Source organism: Variovorax sp. IB41, from assembly GCF_016405905.1.
Taxonomy (GTDB): Bacteria; Pseudomonadota; Gammaproteobacteria; order Burkholderiales; family Burkholderiaceae_C; genus Variovorax.
In genome coordinates this window covers 23,299-42,769 of sequence record NZ_JAEFCB010000013.1, presented here as the reverse complement: position 1 = coordinate 42,769, position 19,471 = coordinate 23,299, and the positions used below count along the sequence as shown (strand labels likewise).

Annotated in this window: 22 protein-coding genes; 20 read left to right on the top strand and 2 right to left on the bottom strand. The window is 68.2% G+C overall.

Annotation, left to right across the window (positions count from 1 at the left end; all coding sequences use genetic code 11):
- Nucleotides 1-49 precede the first annotated feature (49 nt).
- The 14 genes from JC881_RS21810 to mnhG all read left to right on the top strand — a co-directional run bounded on the left by JC881_RS21810 (nucleotide 50) and on the right by mnhG (nucleotide 11,927).
- Complete coding sequence (locus tag JC881_RS21810) at nucleotides 50-373, top strand: integration host factor subunit beta (protein ID WP_013540224.1); 324 nt, start codon at nucleotides 50-52, stop codon at nucleotides 371-373.
- Nucleotides 374-419: 46 nt separating this feature from the next.
- Entirely contained in the window at nucleotides 420-761 is a 342-nt protein-coding gene (locus JC881_RS21805; RefSeq protein ID WP_198787772.1) for a LapA family protein, read from the top strand.
- Entirely contained in the window at nucleotides 751-1,920 is a 1,170-nt protein-coding gene (lapB, locus tag JC881_RS21800; protein WP_198787771.1) for a lipopolysaccharide assembly protein LapB, read from the top strand. The genes JC881_RS21805 and lapB overlap by 11 nt, the downstream gene beginning before the upstream one ends.
- Before the next feature lie 140 nt (nucleotides 1,921-2,060).
- Nucleotides 2,061-2,372 (top strand): ComEA family DNA-binding protein, encoded by a 312-nt coding sequence (locus JC881_RS21795; RefSeq protein ID WP_198787770.1) that lies wholly within the window; start codon nucleotides 2,061-2,063, stop codon nucleotides 2,370-2,372.
- 144 nt (nucleotides 2,373-2,516) lie between these two features.
- The gene (locus JC881_RS21790) at nucleotides 2,517-3,485 is read left to right on the top strand and encodes a TRAP transporter substrate-binding protein (RefSeq protein WP_198787769.1); all 969 of its coding nucleotides are present in this window, start codon (nucleotides 2,517-2,519) and stop codon (nucleotides 3,483-3,485) included.
- Between the two features lie 21 nt (nucleotides 3,486-3,506).
- A complete protein-coding gene (locus JC881_RS21785) occupies nucleotides 3,507-4,016 on the top strand; it encodes a TRAP transporter small permease (RefSeq protein ID WP_198787768.1) in 510 nt (169 codons plus the stop codon).
- Nucleotides 4,009-5,310: a TRAP transporter large permease gene (locus JC881_RS21780; RefSeq protein ID WP_198787767.1), complete on the top strand. Its 1,302-nt coding sequence runs from the start codon at nucleotides 4,009-4,011 to the stop codon at nucleotides 5,308-5,310. The genes JC881_RS21785 and JC881_RS21780 overlap by 8 nt, the downstream gene beginning before the upstream one ends.
- Before the next feature lie 39 nt (nucleotides 5,311-5,349).
- Nucleotides 5,350-5,727 carry a fluoride efflux transporter CrcB gene (gene crcB / locus JC881_RS21775; RefSeq protein WP_198787766.1) on the top strand — a complete coding sequence of 126 codons (378 nt, stop codon included), beginning with the start codon at nucleotides 5,350-5,352 and terminating at the stop codon, nucleotides 5,725-5,727.
- A gap of 76 nt (nucleotides 5,728-5,803) precedes the next feature.
- Nucleotides 5,804-8,746 (top strand): monovalent cation/H+ antiporter subunit A, encoded by a 2,943-nt coding sequence (locus JC881_RS21770; RefSeq protein WP_198787765.1) that lies wholly within the window; start codon nucleotides 5,804-5,806, stop codon nucleotides 8,744-8,746.
- Nucleotides 8,746-9,096 carry a Na+/H+ antiporter subunit C gene (locus JC881_RS21765; RefSeq protein ID WP_042582397.1) on the top strand — a complete coding sequence of 117 codons (351 nt, stop codon included), beginning with the start codon at nucleotides 8,746-8,748 and terminating at the stop codon, nucleotides 9,094-9,096. The genes JC881_RS21770 and JC881_RS21765 overlap by 1 nt, the downstream gene beginning before the upstream one ends.
- Nucleotides 9,093-10,811, top strand: coding sequence for a monovalent cation/H+ antiporter subunit D (locus tag JC881_RS21760; RefSeq protein ID WP_198787764.1), 1,719 nt, complete (start codon nucleotides 9,093-9,095; stop codon nucleotides 10,809-10,811). The genes JC881_RS21765 and JC881_RS21760 overlap by 4 nt, the downstream gene beginning before the upstream one ends.
- The gene (locus tag JC881_RS21755; RefSeq protein ID WP_198787763.1) at nucleotides 10,808-11,299 is read left to right on the top strand and encodes a Na+/H+ antiporter subunit E; all 492 of its coding nucleotides are present in this window, start codon (nucleotides 10,808-10,810) and stop codon (nucleotides 11,297-11,299) included. The genes JC881_RS21760 and JC881_RS21755 overlap by 4 nt, the downstream gene beginning before the upstream one ends.
- Nucleotides 11,296-11,574 carry a K+/H+ antiporter subunit F gene (locus JC881_RS21750; RefSeq protein ID WP_198787762.1) on the top strand — a complete coding sequence of 93 codons (279 nt, stop codon included), beginning with the start codon at nucleotides 11,296-11,298 and terminating at the stop codon, nucleotides 11,572-11,574. The genes JC881_RS21755 and JC881_RS21750 overlap by 4 nt, the downstream gene beginning before the upstream one ends.
- Nucleotides 11,571-11,927 (top strand): monovalent cation/H(+) antiporter subunit G, encoded by a 357-nt coding sequence (gene mnhG / locus JC881_RS21745; protein ID WP_198787761.1) that lies wholly within the window; start codon nucleotides 11,571-11,573, stop codon nucleotides 11,925-11,927. Before JC881_RS21750 ends, mnhG begins: the two co-directional genes overlap by 4 nt.
- A gap of 27 nt (nucleotides 11,928-11,954) precedes the next feature.
- On the opposite strand, the gene JC881_RS21740 is transcribed toward mnhG, so the two are convergent.
- Nucleotides 11,955-12,950 carry an ABC transporter substrate-binding protein gene (locus JC881_RS21740; protein WP_233101956.1) on the bottom strand — a complete coding sequence of 332 codons (996 nt, stop codon included), beginning with the start codon at nucleotides 12,948-12,950 and terminating at the stop codon, nucleotides 11,955-11,957.
- 109 nt (nucleotides 12,951-13,059) lie between these two features.
- Here JC881_RS21740 and JC881_RS21735 point away from each other — a divergent pair, with 109 nt between their 5' ends.
- The 6 genes from JC881_RS21735 to JC881_RS21710 all read left to right on the top strand — a co-directional run bounded on the left by JC881_RS21735 (nucleotide 13,060) and on the right by JC881_RS21710 (nucleotide 18,419).
- Nucleotides 13,060-13,734 (top strand): TetR family transcriptional regulator, encoded by a 675-nt coding sequence (locus JC881_RS21735; protein WP_198787760.1) that lies wholly within the window; start codon nucleotides 13,060-13,062, stop codon nucleotides 13,732-13,734.
- Between the two features lie 97 nt (nucleotides 13,735-13,831).
- Nucleotides 13,832-14,662, top strand: coding sequence for an ABC transporter permease (locus JC881_RS21730; RefSeq protein WP_198787759.1), 831 nt, complete (start codon nucleotides 13,832-13,834; stop codon nucleotides 14,660-14,662).
- Nucleotides 14,659-15,708: an NAD-dependent epimerase/dehydratase family protein gene (locus JC881_RS21725; RefSeq protein ID WP_198787758.1), complete on the top strand. Its 1,050-nt coding sequence runs from the start codon at nucleotides 14,659-14,661 to the stop codon at nucleotides 15,706-15,708. The genes JC881_RS21730 and JC881_RS21725 overlap by 4 nt, the downstream gene beginning before the upstream one ends.
- 4 nt (nucleotides 15,709-15,712) lie before the next feature.
- Complete coding sequence (locus JC881_RS21720) at nucleotides 15,713-16,552, top strand: GNAT family N-acetyltransferase (protein WP_198787757.1); 840 nt, start codon at nucleotides 15,713-15,715, stop codon at nucleotides 16,550-16,552.
- An 11-nt stretch (nucleotides 16,553-16,563) separates the two neighbouring features.
- Nucleotides 16,564-17,631 (top strand): dihydrodipicolinate synthase family protein, encoded by a 1,068-nt coding sequence (locus JC881_RS21715; protein ID WP_198787756.1) that lies wholly within the window; start codon nucleotides 16,564-16,566, stop codon nucleotides 17,629-17,631.
- Nucleotides 17,628-18,419, top strand: coding sequence for an ABC transporter ATP-binding protein (locus tag JC881_RS21710; RefSeq protein WP_198787755.1), 792 nt, complete (start codon nucleotides 17,628-17,630; stop codon nucleotides 18,417-18,419). The genes JC881_RS21715 and JC881_RS21710 overlap by 4 nt, the downstream gene beginning before the upstream one ends.
- 28 nt (nucleotides 18,420-18,447) lie before the next feature.
- Here JC881_RS21710 and JC881_RS21705 read toward each other — a convergent pair whose 3' ends face one another.
- Nucleotides 18,448-19,470, bottom strand: a complete 1,023-nt coding sequence (locus tag JC881_RS21705) for an XdhC family protein (RefSeq protein WP_198787754.1) — start codon at nucleotides 19,468-19,470, stop codon at nucleotides 18,448-18,450.
- Nucleotide 19,471: the final 1 nt, after the last annotated feature.

Here is a 19,471-nt window from a genome sequence, read left to right as displayed (position 1 = left end):
TGGCCACTCTGTCTTTTTTTTCGTCCACGTTTTCTCTGCACTGGCCTTTATGACCCGCTCTGACCTCGTCGAAGAACTCGCGGCGCGCTTTGCACAACTCACGCACCGCGATGCCGAGTACGCCGTCAAGACCATCCTGGACGCGATGAGCGACGCGCTGGTGCGCGGGCACCGCATCGAGATCCGCGGGTTCGGCAGCTTCTCGGTCAACCGACGTCCGCCGCGCATCGGGCGCAATCCGCGTTCGGGCGAGAGCGTGCAGATCCCCGAAAAGCGGGTGCCGCACTTCAAGCCGGGCAAGGCCCTGCGCGAGGCTGTGGACGCGAAAACCGCCGAGCTCGACGCCAAGGAAGCCAAGGGCCGCAAGGCCTGATCCGCGTGGATGCAAACGTAGAATGCCTCCGGCAACGGGAATGGCTATGAAATACCTCCTGTGGCTGCTCAAGGCAGCCATTTTTTTTACGCTCTTCGCCTTCGCGCTGAACAACCAGCACGACGCGACCGTCTATTTCTTCTTCGGCACCCACTGGCGCGCACCGCTGGTGCTCGTCGTGCTCGCGGCCTTCGCCGGCGGGCTCGTGGTGGGCGCGCTCGGCATGCTGCCCGGCTGGTGGAAACACCGCGCCGCCGCGGCCGCCCAGGGGCCCTCGGCGAACGAAGCCCTCTCCACAACAACGGCACCGACGGCCGTGACCGCTCAGGCAGCGGCACCGTCCATCTCCGCCACCGACCTCCCCGCCGTACGTCAACATGGACTTTGATCCCAGCTGGCTGCTGATCAGCCTGCCCGTCGCCTTCGTGCTCGGGTGGCTCGCATCGCGCTTCGACATCCGCCAGCTCAAGCTCGAGAACCGGCAGGCGCCCAAGGCCTACTTCCGGGGCCTGAACTTCCTGCTCAACGAGCAGCAGGACCAGGCCATCGACGCCTTCATCGAGGCGGTGCAAAACGACCCCGACACGCAGGAGCTGCACTTCGCGCTGGGCAACCTGTTCCGCCGCCGCGGCGAATACCAGCGCGCCGTGCGCGTGCACGAGCACCTGCTCGGCCGAGGCGACCTGAGCCGCACTGACCGCGAGCGCGCGCAGCACGCGCTCGCGCAAGACTTTCTGCGCGCCGGCCTGCTCGACCGCGCCGAAGCCGCGCTGCAGAAGCTCGAAGGCACGCGCTACGAGAACGAGGCGCGCCTCTCGCTGCTCGCCATCTACGAGCGCTCGCGCGAATGGGCCCAGGCCGCCGACGTGGCGCAGAAGCTCGATGAGTCCGACCAGGCCAGCTACGCCACGCGCCGCGCGCACCACCTGTGCGAACAGGCGACCGAGCGCGTGGCCGCCGGTGACCTCCCCGCGGCAGCGAAGCTGCTCGCGCAGGCCGTCGAACTGGCCCCGCAAGCGCCGCGCCCCGCCATCGACACCGCCAACCTGCAACTGCGCAACGGCGATGCCGCCGCAGCCTTCGACACGCTCGTGGCACTGAGCGACACCGCGCCCCTCGCACTGCCGCTCTACGCGGCCGCGCTGCAACAAGCGGCCGTGGCCGCGCATCGCGAGGCCGACGCGCTCGCGCTGCTGCAGCGGCGCTACGTGGAGTCGCCGTCGATCGACGTGCTCGAGGCGATGATCGCGCTCGGTGGCACCCCCAGCGCCACCGTGGACGCGCCCGAGCCCGCCCCGCGCGACGGCTACATCGCCCACCTTGCGCAGCAGCCCTCGCTGGTCGCCGCATCGCGCTGGCTCGCAGGCGAGAAGTTCGAGCACGAGCAGTTCCATCCGCAGGTGCAGCGCGCGCTCGACCAGGCCACCCGGCCGCTCATGCGCTACCGCTGCGCCGCCTGCGGCTTCGAGGCGCACCAGTACTTCTGGCACTGCCCCGGCTGCCAGGCCTGGGACAGCTATCCACCGCGCCGCGTCGAAGAACTCTGAGCAAGGTTCCGACCACATTCCGGAACAATGGTCACCCGGGCGGCGACCTCGTCAACGCCCCTTTCCCTGACCTCGTTGAACGCCGGCCGACGCTTTTGTCGGCTGTCAGTCATACCTACAAATCAGGGAGTTTTTCAATCATGTTCAAGAAGATCCTGGCCCTCTCGGCCGTGCTGTTCGCGGTCGTTTCGTTCGCCGCCGTCGATGTCAACAAGGGCACCGAAGCCGAGCTGGATGGCCTGAAGGGCGTCGGCCCCGCGATGTCCAAGCGCATCCTCGATGCGCGCAAGCAAGGCGAGTTCAAGGACTGGCCCGACCTCATGCAGCGCGTGAAGGGCGTCAAGGAGAAGAAGGCCGAGAAGCTCTCGGCCGAAGGCCTCACGGTGAACGGCCAAGCCTTCGGTGGCGCAGCGCCTGCGGCACCGAAGGAAGCGAAGGCCGCCAAGCCCTGACCCCGCGCATGCAGCGATAGCCAAAGCCGCCCTCGAGGCGGCTTTTTCATGAGCGCACCAAGGCAGGGAAATGCCTCAGAGATGGCCCGGAATTTGCACGTATGCTCATTTTCGTTTTCACTTTCATACGTTCCGGAGCGCTCAATGAATCACAAGTTCGGCATTGCCCTCGCTGGCCTGACCCTCGGTGCAGCAGCCTTTGCGCAGACCAAGTGGGACCTGCCCACCGCCTACCCCGCAAGCAACTTCCACACGGAGAACATCACCCAGTTCGCCAGCGACGTGGACAAGGGCAGCGGCGGCAAGCTCAAGATCACGGTGCACGCCAATGCGTCGCTCTTCAAGGCGCCCGAGATCAAGCGCGCGGTGCAGGGCGGCCAGGCGCAGCTGGGCGAAATGCTCTTGGTGAACTACCAGAACGAGTGGCAGATGTTCGGTGCCGACGGCATTCCGTTCCTGGCCGACAGCTACGACGCCGCGTGGAAGCTCTACCAGGCGCAGAAGCCCGTGCTCGAGAAGAAGCTGGCCGAGCAAGGCATCCAGCTGCTCTACACGGTGGCCTGGCCGCCGCAGGGCATCTTCGTGAAGAAGGAGATCGCCTCGGCCGCAGACCTGAAGGGCGTGAAGTGGCGCGCCTACAGCCCCGCCACCGCGCGCATCGGCGAACTCGTCGGCGCGCAGCCGGTCACCGTGCAGCAGGCCGAGCTGTCGCAGGCCATGGCCACCGGTGTGATCGAGTCGTACATGTCCTCGGGCTCCACCGGCTACGACACCAAGACCTACGAGTACATCAAGAACTTCTACGACACCCAGGCCTGGCTTCCGAAGAACGCGGTGCTCATGAACAAGAAGGCCTTCGATGCGCTGGACAAGCCCACGCAGGACGCGGTGCTCAAGGCCGCCGCCGATGCCGAGAAGCGCGGCTGGGACCTCTCCAAGAAGAAGAACGTCGAATACCTCGACCTCCTCAAGAAGAACGGCATGACGGTGCACGTGCCCTCGGCGCAGCTGAAGGCCGACATGAAGAAGGTGGGCGACACCATGATCAAGGAGTGGACCGAGAAGGCCGGCCCCGAGGGCCAGGCCGTCGTCGATGCCTACAAGAAGATGTGAGGCGGACTCGAACTGCACCCGATGCGCAAGACGCTTGATCTTCTCTACATGAGCGCCGCCGCATTGGCGGCGCTTTTCATGGTCGGCCTGCTGGTGATGGTGCTCCTGTCCATCATCGGCCGCCAGCTTCACTTCAACATTCCGGGCATCGACGCCTACGCCGGCTACCTGATGGCCGGCGCGGGTTTCCTCGCGCTCGCGCACACGCTCAAGCGCGGCGAGCACATCCGCGTGACGCTGGTGCTGCAGCACCTGCCGCCCGCGGCGCAGCGCTGGCTCGAACGCTGGGCGATGGGCGCCGCGGCGCTGCTCGCGCTGCTCTTTGCCTGGTACAGCGCGCGGCTGGTCTGGCAATCGTTCGACTACCACGACATCTCCACCGGCAACGACGCGACGCCGCTGTGGGTCCCGCAGCTGTCGATGGCACTGGGCACCATCGTCTTCGCGGTCGCCGCGCTCGACGAATTCGTGATCGAGTGGCGCGGCCGCCCAGCCAAGCCCGTCGAGACGGAGGCGCTGCGCCATGAGTGACATCGCCATCGCGGGTCTCCTGATCGCCGCGCTCTTCCTCATCCTGGGCAGTGGCGTGTGGATCGGCCTCACGCTCTCGGGCGTGGCGTGGATCGCCATGCAGATCTTCTCGTCGCGCGCCGCCGGCGACGCGATGGCCGTGACCATCTGGGGCTCGGCCTCGAGCTGGACCCTCACCGCGCTGCCGCTGTTCGTATGGATGGGCGAGATCCTCTTTCGCACGCGGCTCTCGCAGGACATGTTCAAGGGCCTTGCGCCCTGGATGCAAAGCCTGCCGGGCCGGCTGCTGCACACCAACGTGGTGGGCTGCGCGGTGTTCGCGGCGGTGTCGGGCTCCAGCGCCGCCACCTGCGCCACCATCGGCAAGATGAGCCTGCCCGAGCTCAAGCGCCGCGGTTACCCCGACGACATGGTCATCGGAACGCTGGCCGGCGCGGGCACGCTGGGCCTCTTGATCCCGCCCTCGATCATCATGATCGTCTACGGGGTGAGCGCGGACGTGTCGATCGCGCGGCTGTTCATCGCGGGCGTCATCCCGGGCATCCTGCTCGCGCTGCTGTTCTCGGGCTACATCGTGGTCTGGGCGCTGCGCAATCCCGACAAGGTGCCCGCGGCCGACGCGAAGCTGCCGTTCGTGGAAAAGCTCAAGGCCTCGATGTCGCTGATCCCCGTCGCGCTGCTGATCCTGTCGGTGCTCGGCTCCATCTACGCAGGCATCGCCACGGCGACCGAGGCGGCCGCCGTGGGCGTGGTCGGCGCGATGGTGATCTCCGGCGTGCAGGGCTCGCTGACGTGGAGCAGTTTCAAGGAGGCGCTGCTGGGCGCCACGCGCCTGTATTGCATGATGGCGCTGATCCTCGCGGGCGCGGCCTTCCTCACGCTGGCCATGGGCTACATCGGTCTCCCGCGGCACCTGGCCGAATGGATCGGCTCGCTGGGCCTGTCGAAGTTCCAGCTGATCGTGATGCTCGCGGCCTTCTACATCGTGCTGGGCTGTTTCCTGGACGGCATCTCGATGGTGGTGCTGACCATGGGCGTGATCATGCCGACCGTCACCGCGGCGGGCATCGATCCGGTATGGTTCGGCATCTTCATCGTGCTGGTGGTCGAGATGGCGCAGATCACGCCGCCGGTGGGTTTCAACCTCTTCGTGCTGCAGGGCATGACCGGCAGGGACCTGCTCTACATCGCGCGCGTGACGCTGCCGATGTTCTTCCTCATGGTGGCGGCGGTGCTGCTCATCTACTTCGTGCCGCAGCTGGTGACGTGGCTGCCCCAGCAGATGGCACCTTGAACCCCGCGATGCCAGGACCCTCGCGCCGACAATAGACGCATGCTTCTTTCGATTCTTGCGATCTGCGTCGGCGCCTCCATCGGCGCCCTGGCCCGCTGGGGCCTGGCCCTGTGGTTCGGCGCGGGCGGGCTCATGCCCTGGGGCACGCTGGCGGCCAACCTGATCGGCGGCTACCTTATCGGCATCGCCATCGCCGCGTTCCAGTTGCTGCCCGACCTCGATCCGGTCTGGCGGCTCGCGCTGGTGACTGGCTTTCTCGGCGGGCTCACCACGTTCTCCAGCTTCTCGGCCGAGGTCACGACCATGCTGCTCGAAGGCCGGCTCGGCGTGGCCCTGCTCACGGCCGCGGCGCACCTGGGCGGCTCGCTTTTTTGCACCTGGCTGGGCATCCGCACGGTGCAGGCCTTCGCGGCCTGATCGCGCCGGAAACTGCCCCATGTCCTGCGGTTATAGATAGGCCCTCCCAGAGGGGCCGCCGATAGAATCGACCCCAATGCCCCTGGTCTTTCTCGTCGCACTTCCATTCATCGCCAGCGTGCTGGCCGCGTTGATGCCGTCCAACGCGCGCAACAGGGAGTCGACCCTCGCGGGCCTCGTCGCATTGGGCTGCGCCATCCAGGCCGCATGGCTCTTTCCGCAGATCGCGCACGGCAACGTGCTCAGGCAAGAGATCGAATGGCTCCCCGCCCTCGGCCTGAACCTCGTGTTCCGCATGGACGGCTTCGCGTGGCTTTTCTGCATGCTGGTGCTGGGCATCGGCGCGCTGGTGGTGCTCTATGCGCGCTACTACATGTCGGCCTCCGACCCGGTGCCGCGCTTCTTCTCGTTCTTCCTCGCGTTCATGGGCGCGATGATGGGCGTGGTGCTCTCGGGCAACCTCGTGCAGATGGTGCTGTTCTGGGAGCTCACCAGCCTCTTCTCCTTCCTGCTCATCGGCTACTGGCACCACCGGCGCGACGCGCGGCGCGGCGCGCGCATGGCACTCACGGTCACCGGCGCGGGCGGGCTGTGCCTGCTGGCCGGCGTGCTGGTGCTGGGGCGCATCACCGGCAGCTACGAGCTGGACGTGGTGCTCGCCTCGGGCGACCTGATCCGCGCGCATGCGCTCTACCCCGTCGCGCTGGTGCTGGTGCTGCTGGGCGCCTTCACCAAGAGCGCGCAGTTCCCGTTCCATTTCTGGCTGCCGCGCGCCATGGCCGCGCCCACGCCGGTGTCGGCGTACCTGCACTCGGCCACCATGGTGAAGCTGGGCGTGTTCCTCATGGCGCGCCTGTGGCCCGTGCTCTCGGGCACCGAGCAGTGGTTCTGGCTGGTGGGCGGCGCGGGCGCGATCACGCTGCTGCTCGGAGGCTTCATCGCGATGTTCCAGCGCGACCTGAAGGCGCTGCTGGCCTACTCGACGATCTCGCACCTGGGGCTCATCACGCTGCTGCTGGGCCTCAATAGCCCGCTCGCGGCCGTGGCGGCGGTGTTCCACGTCATGAACCACGCGACCTTCAAGGCCTCGCTCTTCATGGCCGCCGGCATCATTGACCACGAGACCGGCACGCGCGACATCCGCAAGCTGAGCGGCCTGATGCGCCTCATGCCGATCACCGGCACGCTGGCCATCATCGCCAGCGCCTCGATGGCCGGCGTGCCGCTGCTCAACGGCTTTCTCTCGAAGGAAATGTTCTTCGCCGAGACGGTGTTCATCCAGTCCACGCCGTGGGTCGATTTCAGCCTGCCGGTCATCGCCACCATCGCGGGCATCTTCAGCGTGGCGTATTCGGCGCGCTTCGTGTTCGACGTGTTCTTCGGCCCGCCCTGCGGCGACGAAGTGCCCAAGCATCCGCACGAGCCGCCGCACTGGATGCGCGTGCCGGTCGAGTTGCTGGTGCTGGTGTGCCTCGTGGTGGGCGTGGTGCCGGCCTGGTCGGTCGGACCGCTGCTGGCGGCGGCCGCGACGCCGGTGGTCGGCGGCACGCTGCCCGAGTACAGCCTGGCGGTGTGGCACGGCTTCAACCTGCCGCTGGTGATGAGCTTCGTCGCGCTCGCGGGCGGCGCCGCGCTCTACCTGCTGCAGCGCCGCCGCCGCGCGGGAGGCGGCCTCGAACACACGCCGCTCCTGCATCGCTTCGACGGCCAGGTCATCTTCGAGCACCTGCTCGCGCTGCTGAGCGAAACGGGCCGCCGCAGCCGGCGCCTGTTCGGCACGCGCCGCATGCAGTCGCAGCTGCTGCTGCTCGTGGCGGTGGCCGTCGCGGGCGCCGCGGCGTCGCTCTGGGCCACGCCCACGGCCCCCGGCACGCGCGAGCTGCTGCCCTTCTCGCCGATGTTCGCGATGATGTGGCTCATCGGCGGTACCTGCGCGCTGGCCGCCGCCTGGCAGGCCAAGTTCCACCGGCTCGCCGCGCTCATGCTGGCCTCCGCTGCCGGCCTCGTCTCGTGCGTGACGTACATCTGGTTCTCCGCGCCGGACCTCGCCCTCACGCAGCTGGTGGTCGAGGCCGTGACCACCGTGCTCATCCTGCTGGGCCTGCGCTGGCTGCCGATGCGCAGCAAGGACGTCATCCAGCCCGCCCGCGCACGCCTTCGCCCCTGGGGCCGCCGCGGGCGCGACCTGCTGGTGGCCACCATCGCGGGCTGCGGCATGGCCGCGCTGGCCTGGGCCCTGATGACGCGCAACTTCCCGCAGAGCATCTCGCCCTTCTTCCTCGAACACGCGCTCACCGAAGGCGGCGGCACCAACGTGGTCAACGTGATGCTGGTCGATTTCCGCGGCTTCGACACCTTCGGCGAGATCACCGTGCTCGGCGTGGTGGCGCTCACGGTGTACGCGCTCTTGCGGCGCTTTCGCCCGGCCATCGAATCGATGGCGCTGCCGATCCAGCAGCGCCAGCAGATCGACGACGGCAGCAGCGACCTCCTGAACCCGCGCCTGGCGAAAGACACCGCCGTCGGCTACCTCATGGTGCCGGCCGTGCTGGTGCGCCTTTTGCTGCCGCTCGCGGTGCTGGTGTCGGTCTACTTCTTCATGCGCGGGCACAACGCGCCGGGCGGGGGCTTCGTCGCGGGGCTGGTGATGTCGGTGGCGCTGGTGCTGCAGTTCATCGTCTCGGGCACCGAGTGGGTCGAGGAGCACCTGCGCATCTACCCGCGCCGCTGGATCGCCATCGGCCTCCTGTTCGCACTGGCCACCGGCAGCGGCGCGGTGTTCCTGGGGTACCCGTTCCTCACCACGCACACCGCGCACGTGCACCTGCCGCTCCTGGGCGAGATCCACGTGCCCAGCGCCCTGTTCTTCGACATCGGCGTGTTCGCGCTGGTGCTCGGCGCCACGATGCTGATCCTCACCGCGCTGGCCCACCAGTCCATCCGCAGCCACCGCTGGGCCGACGAGCAGGCCGAGAAAGAAGCGCAGGCCCAATCCGAAGCCGTGGAGGGAGCGCACTGATGGAAATCGTGCTCGCCCTGGCCATCGGCGTGCTCACCGGCTCGGGTGTCTACCTGCTGCTGCGCCCGCGCACCTTCCAGGTGATCATGGGGCTCACGCTGATCTCGTACGCGGTCAACCTCTTCATCTTCAGCATGGGCCGGCTCAAGGTCGACAGCGAGCCGGTGCTCATCAAGGGCATCGAATCGACGCTGGCCAACACGGCCGACCCGATGCCCCAGGCGCTGGTGCTCACCGCCATCGTGATCGGCTTTGCGATGACGGCGCTGTTCCTGGTCGTCATGCTCGCATCGCGCGGCCTCACGGGCACCGACCATGTGGACGGTGAAGAGCGCAAGGAGGCGGAATGACAGAAGTCTTCCACCTGCTCGACCGGTTTCTGGAGTTCAGCATGCCGCACCTGGTGGCGGTGCCGATCCTCGTGCCGATGCTCACCGCCGCGCTCATGCTGCTGCTGGGCGAGAACCGCCGCCGCGCCAAGTCCGCGCTGAGCGTGGTCTCGGGCCTGGTCGGCCTCCTGGCCGCGCTCGCGCTGCTGCGCTGGGTGAACGCGCCCGACACCGGCGGCGGCCCCGGCTCCATCGGCGTGTACCTGCCCGGCAACTGGCGCGCGCCCTTCGGCATCGTGCTGGTGGCCGACCGGCTCTCCACGATGATGGTGGCGCTCACCGGCGTCATCGCCTTCGCCGCCTCGATCTATTCCACCTCGCGCTGGGACCGCGCGGGCGTGCACTTCCATCCGCTGCTGCAGCTGCAGCTCATGGGCCTGAACGGCGCGTTCCTCACGGGCGACCTGTTCAACCTGTTCGTGTTCTTCGAGGTGATGCTCGCGGCTTCCTACGGCCTCCTGCTGCACGGCTCGGGGCGCCTGCGCGTGCAGGCGGGGCTGCAGTACATCGCGATCAACCTCGCGGCCTCATCGCTGTTCCTCATCGGCGCGGCCATCCTCTACGGCGTGACCGGCACGCTCAACATGGCGGACCTGGGCGTGCGCATCGCCGAGCTCGCGCCGGGCGACCGCGGCCTGGTGCATGCGGCGGCCGCGATTCTTGCGACGGCGTTCTTCGCCAAGGCGGGCGCCTGGCCGCTCAACTTCTGGCTCGTGCCGGCCTACAGCGCGGCGGTGTCGCCCGTGGGGGCCGTGTTCGCATTGCTCACCAAGCTGGGCGTGTACACGGTGCTCAGGCTCTGGACCGTGCTCTTCGCACCCGACACCGGCGACTCGGCCGCCTTCGGACAGGCGGCGCTCGTGGGCATCGGTCTCGCGACGCTGTTCGTCGGCGCCATCGGCATCGTCGGCACGCAGCGGCTGTCGAACCTCGCGGGCTTCAGCGTGCTGGTGTCGGCCGGCACCTTGCTCGCGGCGGTCGGCCTCGGACAACCGGACGTGTGGGCCGGCGCGCTCTATTACCTTCTGAGTTCGACACTCGCGGTGAGCGCTTTCTTCCTTTTGATCGACATGATCGAGCGCTGGCGCAACGCCGGCATGAGCGTCGCGCCGCACGAAGCCGCGGGCAACGCGCCCTTCCTCGCCGAAGACCTGAGCGCCATGTCCGACGTGAACCTGGACGACGAGGCGCAGGCGCTCTACGGCCGCGCGATTCCCGCCGGCGTCGCGTTCCTCGGCCTGAGCTTCATGGGCTGCACGCTGCTGCTGGCGGGGCTGCCGCCGCTGTCGGGCTTCGTCGGCAAGTTCGCGATGCTCTCGGGCCTGCTCGGCGCGAAGGGCGTGGCGATGGCCGGGTGGATCTTCCTGGCGCTCCTGATCGTCTCGGGCTTTCTCTCGCTGATCGCCTTGAGCCGCACCGGCATCCGCCATTTCTGGACGCAGCCGCATCCCACGATGCCGTCGTTGCCCGCGCTCGAAGTGCTGCCGGTGGCCGCGCTGCTCGCCGCCTGCGTGGCGCTGACCGTGTGGGCCGAGCCCGTGATGCAGCATGCCAAGGCCACCGCCAACGGCCTGAAGAATCCCGAGACCTACCGCAACGCCGTGATGGGCGCCACGCAGGTGCCCAACCCAATGGTGGCGCCCGCCAAGGTGCCGGTGAAGGGAGCCGCGCCATGAAACGCTGGATTCCGTCGCCGCCGCTGTCTTTCGCGCTCTTCATCGTCTGGCTGCTGCTGAACCAGTCGCTGGACGCGCCCACGCTGCTCATGGCGCTGGTGCTGGCCATTGCCGTGCCCCTCCTCACCAAGGGCCTGCGCCCGGCCACCGTGCGCATGCGCAAGCCCGGCGTGGCGCTGCGGCTTTCGTTCGTCGTCACCTTCGACATGCTCAAGTCCGCCTGGGATGTGGCCCGGCTGCTGCTCACGCGCCGCAGTTCCCGCATCGGCGCGAGCTTCGTGCAGATCCCGCTGGACATGCGCGACCCCAACGGCCTGGCGGTGCTCGCGATGGTCCTGTGCCTCACGCCCGGCACCGCCTGGGGCGAGGTGGCGTTCGACCGCAGCACGCTGCTGATCCACGTGTTCGACCTGGACGACGAGGCCGCCTTCGTCGCGATGATCAAGACGCGCTACGAGCGCCCGCTGATGGAGATCTTCGAATCATGACGCCGATCCTTTTCTGGGCCCTGAAGGCCGCGCTCTTCCTGCTCGCGGTAGCCATGCTCTGCGCGGTCTCGCGGCTGCTGATCGGCCCGTCGGCGCAAGACCGCGTGATGGCGCTGGACTGCCTCTACGTCAACGGCATGCTCATGATGCTGGTGCTGGGCATCAACTACGCGAGCAACGTGTACTTCGAGGCCGCGCTGCTGGTGGCGATCTTCGGCTTCGTCGGCTCGACGGCGATGGCCAAGTTCCTGCTGCGCGGGGAGGTGATCGAATGACGGACTTCATCGTCGGCCCGCTGCCGCTCTGGGCGGAGATCGTCACTGCCGTATTCGCCGTACTGGGCGCCGCCTTCGCGGCGATCGGCTCCTTCGGCCTCGTGCGGCTGCCCACCTTTTTCCGCCGCATCCACGCGCCGACGCTGGGCGCGACGGTGGGCGTGTGGTGCATGACGATCGCCACCATCGTCTACTTCTCGGTGCAGGGCTACAGCCTGTTCCTGCACGCGATATTGATCGTGCTGTTCATCGCGCTCACCACGCCGATCACCACCATCTTCCTGATGCGCGCGGCGCTCTTTCGCGAGCGGCAAAAGGGCGGCAACGTGCCGCCGCAGGCGAAGTCGGGCTGACGCAGAAGCCGCGCGAAGCGCCCCGCTTCAGTTGGGCGCCATGCGCACGCTCTTGTCGAGGAATTCGTTGGTGAAGAGCGTCGCGGGGTCGTAGGGCTTGTCGATGCCGATCAGCGAGGACACCAGCTCGTAGTCCGCCTTCACCCGCTTGTCGTCGAAGGCGCCGAGCGCCACCTTGGTGGTGGTGTCGTCGCGCATCAGCTGCTTGATGCGATTCCACTGGTTGCGCTGGTTGTCCGGAGTGAGACCGCTCACGCTGGCCGTGAGCGCCTGCAGGCAGGGGTCGAACTCCTTCACGCAGGCGTCGTAGGCGCGCTGCGTCACCGCCACGAACTTCTTCACCTGCGCCGCGTTCTTGGCCAGGTAGGCGCCGTTCACGATCAGCGAGTTGCCGTACACGTTCACGCCCGCATCGCGCCAGGGCTGGAAGCCCAGGTCGGCGCCGAACTCGCGCGCCTTCAGGTCGTGCTCGTTGTAGAAGTCGCTGATGATGTCCACCGACTTGCTCTTGAGCGCCGCCACCTTGGCCTGCGGGCTCACGTTCACGAAGGTGACGCTGGCCGGATCGAGCCCCACCTTCTTGGCGAAGGCCGGCCACATGAGGCGCGCCGCGTCGCCCGGCGGGTTGCCGATCTTGCGGCCCGCGAAGTCCTTGGGGCCGCCGATGCCCGAGGACTTGAGCCAGTAGAAGCCCTGCGGGCTGTTCGCATAGATCACCATCACCGCCTTCACGTCGGCGCCCTTGCCCCTGGCCTGGATGGTGGTGGGCAGGTCGGAAATGCCCAGCTCGCTGCCGCCCGTGCCCACGCGCTGCGCCGACACCGCCGAGCCCTTGCCGGCCTCGATGTTCAGGTCGATGCCCGCTTCGCTGTACCAGCCCTTGGCCTTGGCGTAGTAGATCGGCGCGTGGTCGGCCGTGGGCGTCCAGTTGAGCGTGAGGCCCATGGCATCGGCCGCGAACGCGGCGGGAATCGAGGCCATCAACATCGCGGTGGCGCCGAGGGCCGGCAGCAGCTTTTTCATGCGGGTCGCTCCAAAAGAAGGTAAAAACAGAACCTGAAATTTATATTACCAACTGTTTGGTTGATAGGCAATCGAGACAGCCCCGGCAACAGGCCAGAATCCATCCACCATGCCCGCACCCTCTTCCACACGCACCGCCACCGCCACGGCCGCCGTCGCGGCCACCAAGCGCGAGCGCGACCCGGCTTCGGCCAAGCAGGCGCTCATCGATGCGGCCGTGGCCGAGTTCGCCACCAAGGGCTTCGCGGGCGCGCGCGTCGACGAAATCGCCTCGGCCGCCGGGGTCAACAAGCAACTCGTCTATCACTACTTCGACAACAAGCAGGGCCTGTACCTGGTGGCGCTCGAGTCGGTCTACGCCGAGATCCGCGAGAAGGAAAAGAAGCTCACGCTCGGCGAGCTCGAGCCCATGGAGGCGATGGCGCAGCTGGTCGCGTTCTCCTTCGACTACCTAGCCGAGCACCCCGAGTTCATCGCCCTCCTGGCTGACGAGAACCGCAACCACGGCACGCACCTGCGCGCATCGGAGCGGCTGCAGAAGATGCACTCGCCCTTCATCGAGATGCTCGAAGCCACGCTGGAGCGCGGCGTCGCCTCGGGCGTGTTCCGGCCCGACTTCGATGCGATCAACCTGTACATCTCGATCGCGGGCATTTCGTATTTCTTCTTCTCCAACAACCACACGCTGTCGGCCATCTTCGGCAAGGCGCTGGACTCGCGCGGCGCGCTGCTCAAGCGCCGGCGGCACGTGGTGGAGTTCGCGCTGAACGCGCTGCGTCCCTGAAAACCCTCGCTCTCGAAATTTATCAACCAGTTGGTTGACTCGGGTCGACGCGAATCCTATGATTCGCCGCATTGCTTTCCAAGACCCAGGAATCGAGATGACGGCACCTGACGGCGCGCTGGCGCCCCCTGCTCCCGCGCCCCGCCCGGAGGTTTCGCCCGTTTTGGGCGAGCGCCCCGAATGGCAGCGCTGGGCTGCCGTCGTCGCGGTGCACCTGGCGGGCATCGCGCTGTGGGAAGTCGTGGTCCGGGTCTTCGCGATCCAGCCTTTCATCCTGCCCGCTCCGTCCAAGGTGCTGGCCACGCTGGCCAACCCGAACTACAGCTGGCTCAAGAACACCGGCGTCACGGCGCTCGAAGTGTTCGGCGGCTACGCGCTCGGGCTCGCGCTGGGCATCCTCTGCGCGCTGCTCTTCATCACCAGCCGCCGGCTGATGCTGCTGGTGTTTCCGCTCCTGGTCACGCTCAACATGATTCCCAAGGTGGCGATGGGCCCGCTGGTCATCGTGTGGTTCAGCTACGGCATCGGGCCGAACATCCTCATCACCTTCAGCCTGTGCTTCTTCCCGATCCTGCTGACCACCATCCGCGGCCTGAACGAGACCGAGCCCGAGCTGCTGGACCTCGTGCGCGCGCTCAAGGGCTCGCGCTGGCAGCTGTTTCGCTACATCCAGCTGCCGGGCTCGCTGCCGTACCTGTTCTCGGGCATGAAGGTCGCGACCATCCTCGCCGTGGCGGGCGCGGTGGTCGGCGAGTTCATCGCCTCGGAACGCGGCCTGGGCTACCTGATGATCCAGGTCCAGGCCTCGCTGGACACGCCCGCGGTCTTCATGGCCGTGCTGCTCATCACGGGCCTGGGCGTGCTGCTCTGCCTGCTGGTGCTCCTGCTGGAGCGCCTCTTCATCACCCAGGACGCAAGAATCCAATGACCACATCCGCAGTCCTCGACGACCTCCCCTTTCCCGAGCGCTTCGAGACCGAAGCCGCGCTGGAAGACTATCTGGCCACGCCCTCGCGCGACCTCGTGCGCGACATGGCGCGCATCGATGGCGACCTCATGATCCTGGGCGTCGGCGGCAAGATGGGCCCCACCCTCGCGCGCCTGGCGAAGAACGCGATGCCCGGGCGCCGCGTGATCGCCGTCGCGCGCTTCAGCGAAGCCGGCGTGCGCGAGGCGCTCCAGGCGCACGGCATCGAGACCATCGCCTGCGACCTGCTCGACCGCGCCGCCATCGCCGCGCTGCCGCCCTGCGCCAACGTGGTCTTCATGGCCGGCCGCAAGTTCGGCGCGGACGCCAACAACCCGCTCACCTGGGCCATGAACGCGCACGTGCCGGCGCTGGTGGCGGAGCACTTTCGCGCCTCTCGCATCGTGGCCTTCTCCACGGCCTGCGTGTACCCCTTCGTGCCGGTGATCGGCCAGGGCGCGAGCGAGGGCGATGCGCCCAATCCGCCCGGCGAGTACGCCAACTCGTGCGTGGGCCGCGAGCGCATGTTCGAGTATTTCTCGCAGCAGCACGGCACGCCGGGGCGCCTCTTTCGCCTGAGCTACGCCATCGACCTGCGCTACGGCGTGCTGGCCGACGTGGCGCTCAAGGTGTGGCGCGGCGAGGCGGTCGACGTCACCATGGGGCACGTCAACGTGATCTGGCAGGGCGACGCGAATTCGCAGGCGCTGCGCTGTCTTGCGGCCGCGACGGTGCCGACCTCGCCGCTCAACGTGAGCGGACCCGAGACGACCTCCATCCGCTGGCTCGCCGAAGAATTCGCGCGGCAGTTCGCAAAGCCCGCGACGATCAGCGGCCAGGAAGCGCCCACTGCCTGGCTCATGAACACCGGCGAAGCCGAGCGCCTGTTCGGCTACCCGCGCGTGCCGCTCGCCCAGCAGATCCGCTGGGTGGCCGACTGGATCTCGCGCGAGCAGCGCCAGTACGGCAAGCCGACCAAGTTCGAATCGCGCGACGGAAAGTACTGACGCCGTGGCCACGCCCGCTGTCCAGACGCTCGCATCGATCGCGCCGGCCGACGCGCCGATGCTCGACGCGCTGGTCGCCGCCAGCGGCTGGAACCAGACGGCGCGCGACTGGCGGTTGTTCGAGCGCCTGGGCACGGTGCATGTGGTTCGCGACGACCGGGGCATCATCGTCGCCAGCGGCGCGGTGCTGCCGATGGAGGGCGTGGCCTGGATCAGCATGATCCTCGCGATGCCCGCCGCGCGTGGGCAGGGCCTGGGCCGCGCCGTGTTCGCGCGCTGCCTGCAGCAAGTGGAAGACGCGGGCCTCGTCGCCATGCTCGACGCCACGCCGCAGGGCGAGCCGCTCTACGCCAGTTTCGGCTTCACGCCGATGTGGCGCCTCACGCGATGGCTGCGGGAAGCCGGCGCGCAGAGTGCAACGGCATTGCCCACGGACAAGCCCGCCGTCGACGGCTTCGCGGCACTGGACGCCCAGGCGCTCGGCATCGCCCGCCCCGCCGTGCTCGCCGACCTGCTCGGCCGCGAAGACAGCCGCTGCGTGCGCAACGGCCTGGCGTCCGGGCTGGTTCGCACGGGACGCACGGCCCACCACATCGGGCCGCTGCTCTCCGCACAGGAGCACACCGCCGCGGCCTTGCTGCTGGAGGCCGCGCGAGGCCTGGGCGGCCGCATCTACGTCGACGTGCCCGATGACCGTCCCGTCATGGCACAGGCGCTGCGCGATGCGGGCTTCGTGCCGCAGCGCGGCTTCGCACGCATGGCGCTGGCCACGCGCAACGGCACCGCACCGCCCCTCGGGCAGCCCGCCTTCATCCACGCCATCGCCGGACCCGAGTTCGGCTGAGGACTTTCCAGATGCCACTGAACCGCTCCGACCTGCCCGCCGACGTTCTTGCGCTGCTGTCGCAAGGCACGGTGATTCCCGCGCATCCGCTCGCGCTCGATGCCTCGCGCCAGTTCGACCGCCGGCGCCAGCGCGCGCTGACCCGTTACTACGTGGACGCCGGCGCCGGCGGCCTGGCGGTGGGCGTGCACACCACGCAGTTCGCGATCCGCGAACGCGGGCTCTACCCCACCGTGCTCGAAGCCGCGATGCAGGACCGCCTCGCATGGAGCGACCGGCCGATGGCCATGATCGCCGGCCTCTGCGGCCCGACCGCGCAGGCAGAGGGCGAGGCGCGCACGGCGGTCTCCCTCGGCTACCACGCCGGACTGCTGAGCCTGGCCGCGCTCGCGGGCGCGTCGGAAGACGCGCTCATCGCGCACTGCGAAGCAGTGGCGCGCGAGATTCCGCTGATCGGCTTCTATCTTCAGACCGTGGTCGGCGGCCCGATCCTCTCGAGCGACTTCTGGCGGCGCTTCGCATCGATTCCGAACGTGCTCGCCATCAAGGTCGCGCCGTTCAACCGCTACCGCACCATCGACGTGGTGCGCGGACTGGTCGATGCGCGCGCCGACGAGCGCGTGTTCCTCTACACGGGCAACGACGATCACATCGTGCTCGACCTCGCGCTGCCGTTTGCGGCGATGCGCGACGGCGCGCCGGTGCAGGTGCGCTTTCGCGGCGGGCTGCTCGGCCACTGGTCGGTGTGGACATCGAGCGCGGTGAAGCAGCTGCAATCGATCAAGGCCGAGCTCGCGGCCAACGGCGGCACGCTGAGCCCAAGCCTCCTGGCCCTGGATTCGCGCGTGACCGACTGCAACGCGGCGTTCTTCGACGTGGCCAACAACTTCCACGGCTGCATCGCGGGCTGCCACGAAGTGCTGCGCCGCCAGGGCCTGCTCGAAGGCATCTGGTGCCTCGATGCGGCCGAAGGGCTGGGCCATGGGCAGTCGGATGAAATCGACCGCGTCTACCGCCAGCACGGCGACCTCGGCGACGACGCCTTCGTGCGCGACAACCTCTCGCGGTGGCTGGCATGAGCGCCGTGCTGCAGACGCCGCAGGCCGCGCCGCTCATCCGCATGCGGCAGCTGCGCAAGGTCTACCGCAAGCGGAATGAAGAATTCCTCGCCGTCTCCGACGTCACGATGGACGTGAACGACGGCGACCTCGTCTCGCTGGTCGGGCCCTCGGGCTGCGGCAAGTCGACGCTGCTCAAGATCCTCTCGGGCCTGCACGGGCACGACGGCGGCACGCTCGAAATCGGCGGCCCCGACGGCCGCGGCTTCAACGCGGGCCGCGACGTCGGCATGGTGTTCCAGCAGCCGCTGCTGCTCAAGTGGCGCACCATCCTGGAGAACGTGCTGCTGCCCGCCGACATCCTCGGGCTGGAGCGCCGCGCCGCCACCCGGCGCGCGCACGAGCTGCTCGAGATGGTCGGCCTCACTGGCTTTGCCGACAAGCTGCCCTACGAGCTCTCGGGCGGCATGCAGCAGCGCGCCGCGATCGCGCGCGCATTGATCCACGACCCGAAGCTGGTGCTGATGGACGAACCCTTCGGCGCGCTCGACGCATTGACGCGCGAGAAGATGAACCTGGAGATGCTGCGCATCTGGGCCCAGAGCCGCAAGACCTTCATCGTCGTCACCCACAGCATCCAGGAAGCGGTGTTCCTGGGTTCGCACTGCGCGGTGCTGACGGCAGGGCCCGCGCGCATGGCCGACTTCTTTCCGATCGACCTGCCGGAGCCGCGCAAGCTGCACGTGAAGACCAGCCCCGAGTTCGGCGAATACGTGCGCAGGATCTACGACCTGCTGGGCGTCGAATAGGCCGCGAATCAGCGCGCCCGCAGGCGCATCAGCTCATCGCGAGCTGCTGCATGCCCTTGGCGCGCGCCACTTCCACTTCGCGCGGCAATGTGACTGCGTTCTTTACCGCAAGAATTTCCGCCATCACGCTCACCGCGATCTCCGGCGGCGTCTTGCTGCCGATGTAGATGCCGATGGGCCCGCGCAGCCGCGCGAGTGATTCGGCCGTCTGGTCGAAGTGCTCGATCATGCGGTCGCGCCGCGCGTCGGCATTGCGTCGCGAGCCGATAGCGCCCACGTAGAAAGCCTCGGTCTGCAGCGCCTCGAGCAGCGCGAGGTCGTCCAGCTTGGGATCGTGCGTGAGCGCGACCACGCAGCTGCGGCGGTCGGGCCGGAAGGCCAGCACCGCGTCGTCGGGCATCTCGGTGGTGATCGTCACGCCCGGCAGCGACCAAGCGGTGCGGTACTCGGCGCGCGGGTCGCACAGCGTGACCGCGAAGCCGCTGAACTTGGCCATGGTCGCGAGGTATTCCGCGAGCTGGCCGGCACCGATCAGCAGCATGCGGTACTCGGGGCCGAAGGTGTTGGTGAGCTCGGTGTCGTCCACCTTGAGCTCGTCGGGCGCGGTGGCCTCGGCGAGCTTCACCGCGCCGCTCGCGAGCGCCACGGTGCGCTGCATGAGCCGGCCTTTTTCGAGCTCGGCCACGAGCGTGTCGAGCGAGGCGGCGTCGGGGTCGTATTCGAGCAGCAGCTCCAGCGTGCCGCCGCAGGGCAGGCCGAAGCGGTGCGCCTCGTCGGCGGTGATGCCGTACTTCACGAGCGCGGGCGGGGTGCCAAGGGGCACTTCTTCGCCGTTGCCGTGGGCGTGGCTGTAGCGCGCGATCAGGTCGTCCTCGATGCAGCCGCCCGAGACCGAGCCGACCACCGCACCGTCGTCCGCCAGCGCCATGATCGAGCCGACCGGCCGCGGCGACGAGCCCCAGGTGCGCACCACCGTGGTCAGCAGCGCGCGCTTGCCGGCCTGCCGCCAGTCGCGCAGCGTGCGCAGGACCATGACGTCGAGGTTTTCCATG

Bases quoted from the DNA above. Each gene is read 5' to 3' on its own strand.
- JC881_RS21810 (WP_013540224.1), top strand. From the start codon at position 50: ATGACCCGCTCTGACCTCGTCGAAGAACTCGCGGCGCGCTTTGCACAA.
- JC881_RS21805 (WP_198787772.1), top strand. From the start codon at position 420: ATGAAATACCTCCTGTGGCTGCTCAAGGCAGCCATTTTTTTTACGCTC.
- lapB (WP_198787771.1), top strand. From the start codon at position 751: ATGGACTTTGATCCCAGCTGGCTGCTGATCAGCCTGCCCGTCGCCTTC.
- JC881_RS21795 (WP_198787770.1), top strand. From the start codon at position 2,061: ATGTTCAAGAAGATCCTGGCCCTCTCGGCCGTGCTGTTCGCGGTCGTT.
- JC881_RS21790 (WP_198787769.1), top strand. From the start codon at position 2,517: ATGAATCACAAGTTCGGCATTGCCCTCGCTGGCCTGACCCTCGGTGCA.
- JC881_RS21785 (WP_198787768.1), top strand. From the start codon at position 3,507: ATGCGCAAGACGCTTGATCTTCTCTACATGAGCGCCGCCGCATTGGCG.
- JC881_RS21780 (WP_198787767.1), top strand. From the start codon at position 4,009: ATGAGTGACATCGCCATCGCGGGTCTCCTGATCGCCGCGCTCTTCCTC.
- crcB (WP_198787766.1), top strand. From the start codon at position 5,350: ATGCTTCTTTCGATTCTTGCGATCTGCGTCGGCGCCTCCATCGGCGCC.
- JC881_RS21770 (WP_198787765.1), top strand. From the start codon at position 5,804: ATGCCCCTGGTCTTTCTCGTCGCACTTCCATTCATCGCCAGCGTGCTG.
- JC881_RS21765 (WP_042582397.1), top strand. From the start codon at position 8,746: ATGGAAATCGTGCTCGCCCTGGCCATCGGCGTGCTCACCGGCTCGGGT.
- JC881_RS21760 (WP_198787764.1), top strand. From the start codon at position 9,093: ATGACAGAAGTCTTCCACCTGCTCGACCGGTTTCTGGAGTTCAGCATG.
- JC881_RS21755 (WP_198787763.1), top strand. From the start codon at position 10,808: ATGAAACGCTGGATTCCGTCGCCGCCGCTGTCTTTCGCGCTCTTCATC.
- JC881_RS21750 (WP_198787762.1), top strand. From the start codon at position 11,296: ATGACGCCGATCCTTTTCTGGGCCCTGAAGGCCGCGCTCTTCCTGCTC.
- mnhG (WP_198787761.1), top strand. From the start codon at position 11,571: ATGACGGACTTCATCGTCGGCCCGCTGCCGCTCTGGGCGGAGATCGTC.
- JC881_RS21740 (WP_233101956.1), bottom strand. From the start codon at position 12,950: ATGAAAAAGCTGCTGCCGGCCCTCGGCGCCACCGCGATGTTGATGGCC.
- JC881_RS21735 (WP_198787760.1), top strand. From the start codon at position 13,060: ATGCCCGCACCCTCTTCCACACGCACCGCCACCGCCACGGCCGCCGTC.
- JC881_RS21730 (WP_198787759.1), top strand. From the start codon at position 13,832: ATGACGGCACCTGACGGCGCGCTGGCGCCCCCTGCTCCCGCGCCCCGC.
- JC881_RS21725 (WP_198787758.1), top strand. From the start codon at position 14,659: ATGACCACATCCGCAGTCCTCGACGACCTCCCCTTTCCCGAGCGCTTC.
- JC881_RS21715 (WP_198787756.1), top strand. From the start codon at position 16,564: ATGCCACTGAACCGCTCCGACCTGCCCGCCGACGTTCTTGCGCTGCTG.
- JC881_RS21710 (WP_198787755.1), top strand. From the start codon at position 17,628: ATGAGCGCCGTGCTGCAGACGCCGCAGGCCGCGCCGCTCATCCGCATG.
- JC881_RS21705 (WP_198787754.1), bottom strand. From the start codon at position 19,470: ATGGAAAACCTCGACGTCATGGTCCTGCGCACGCTGCGCGACTGGCGG.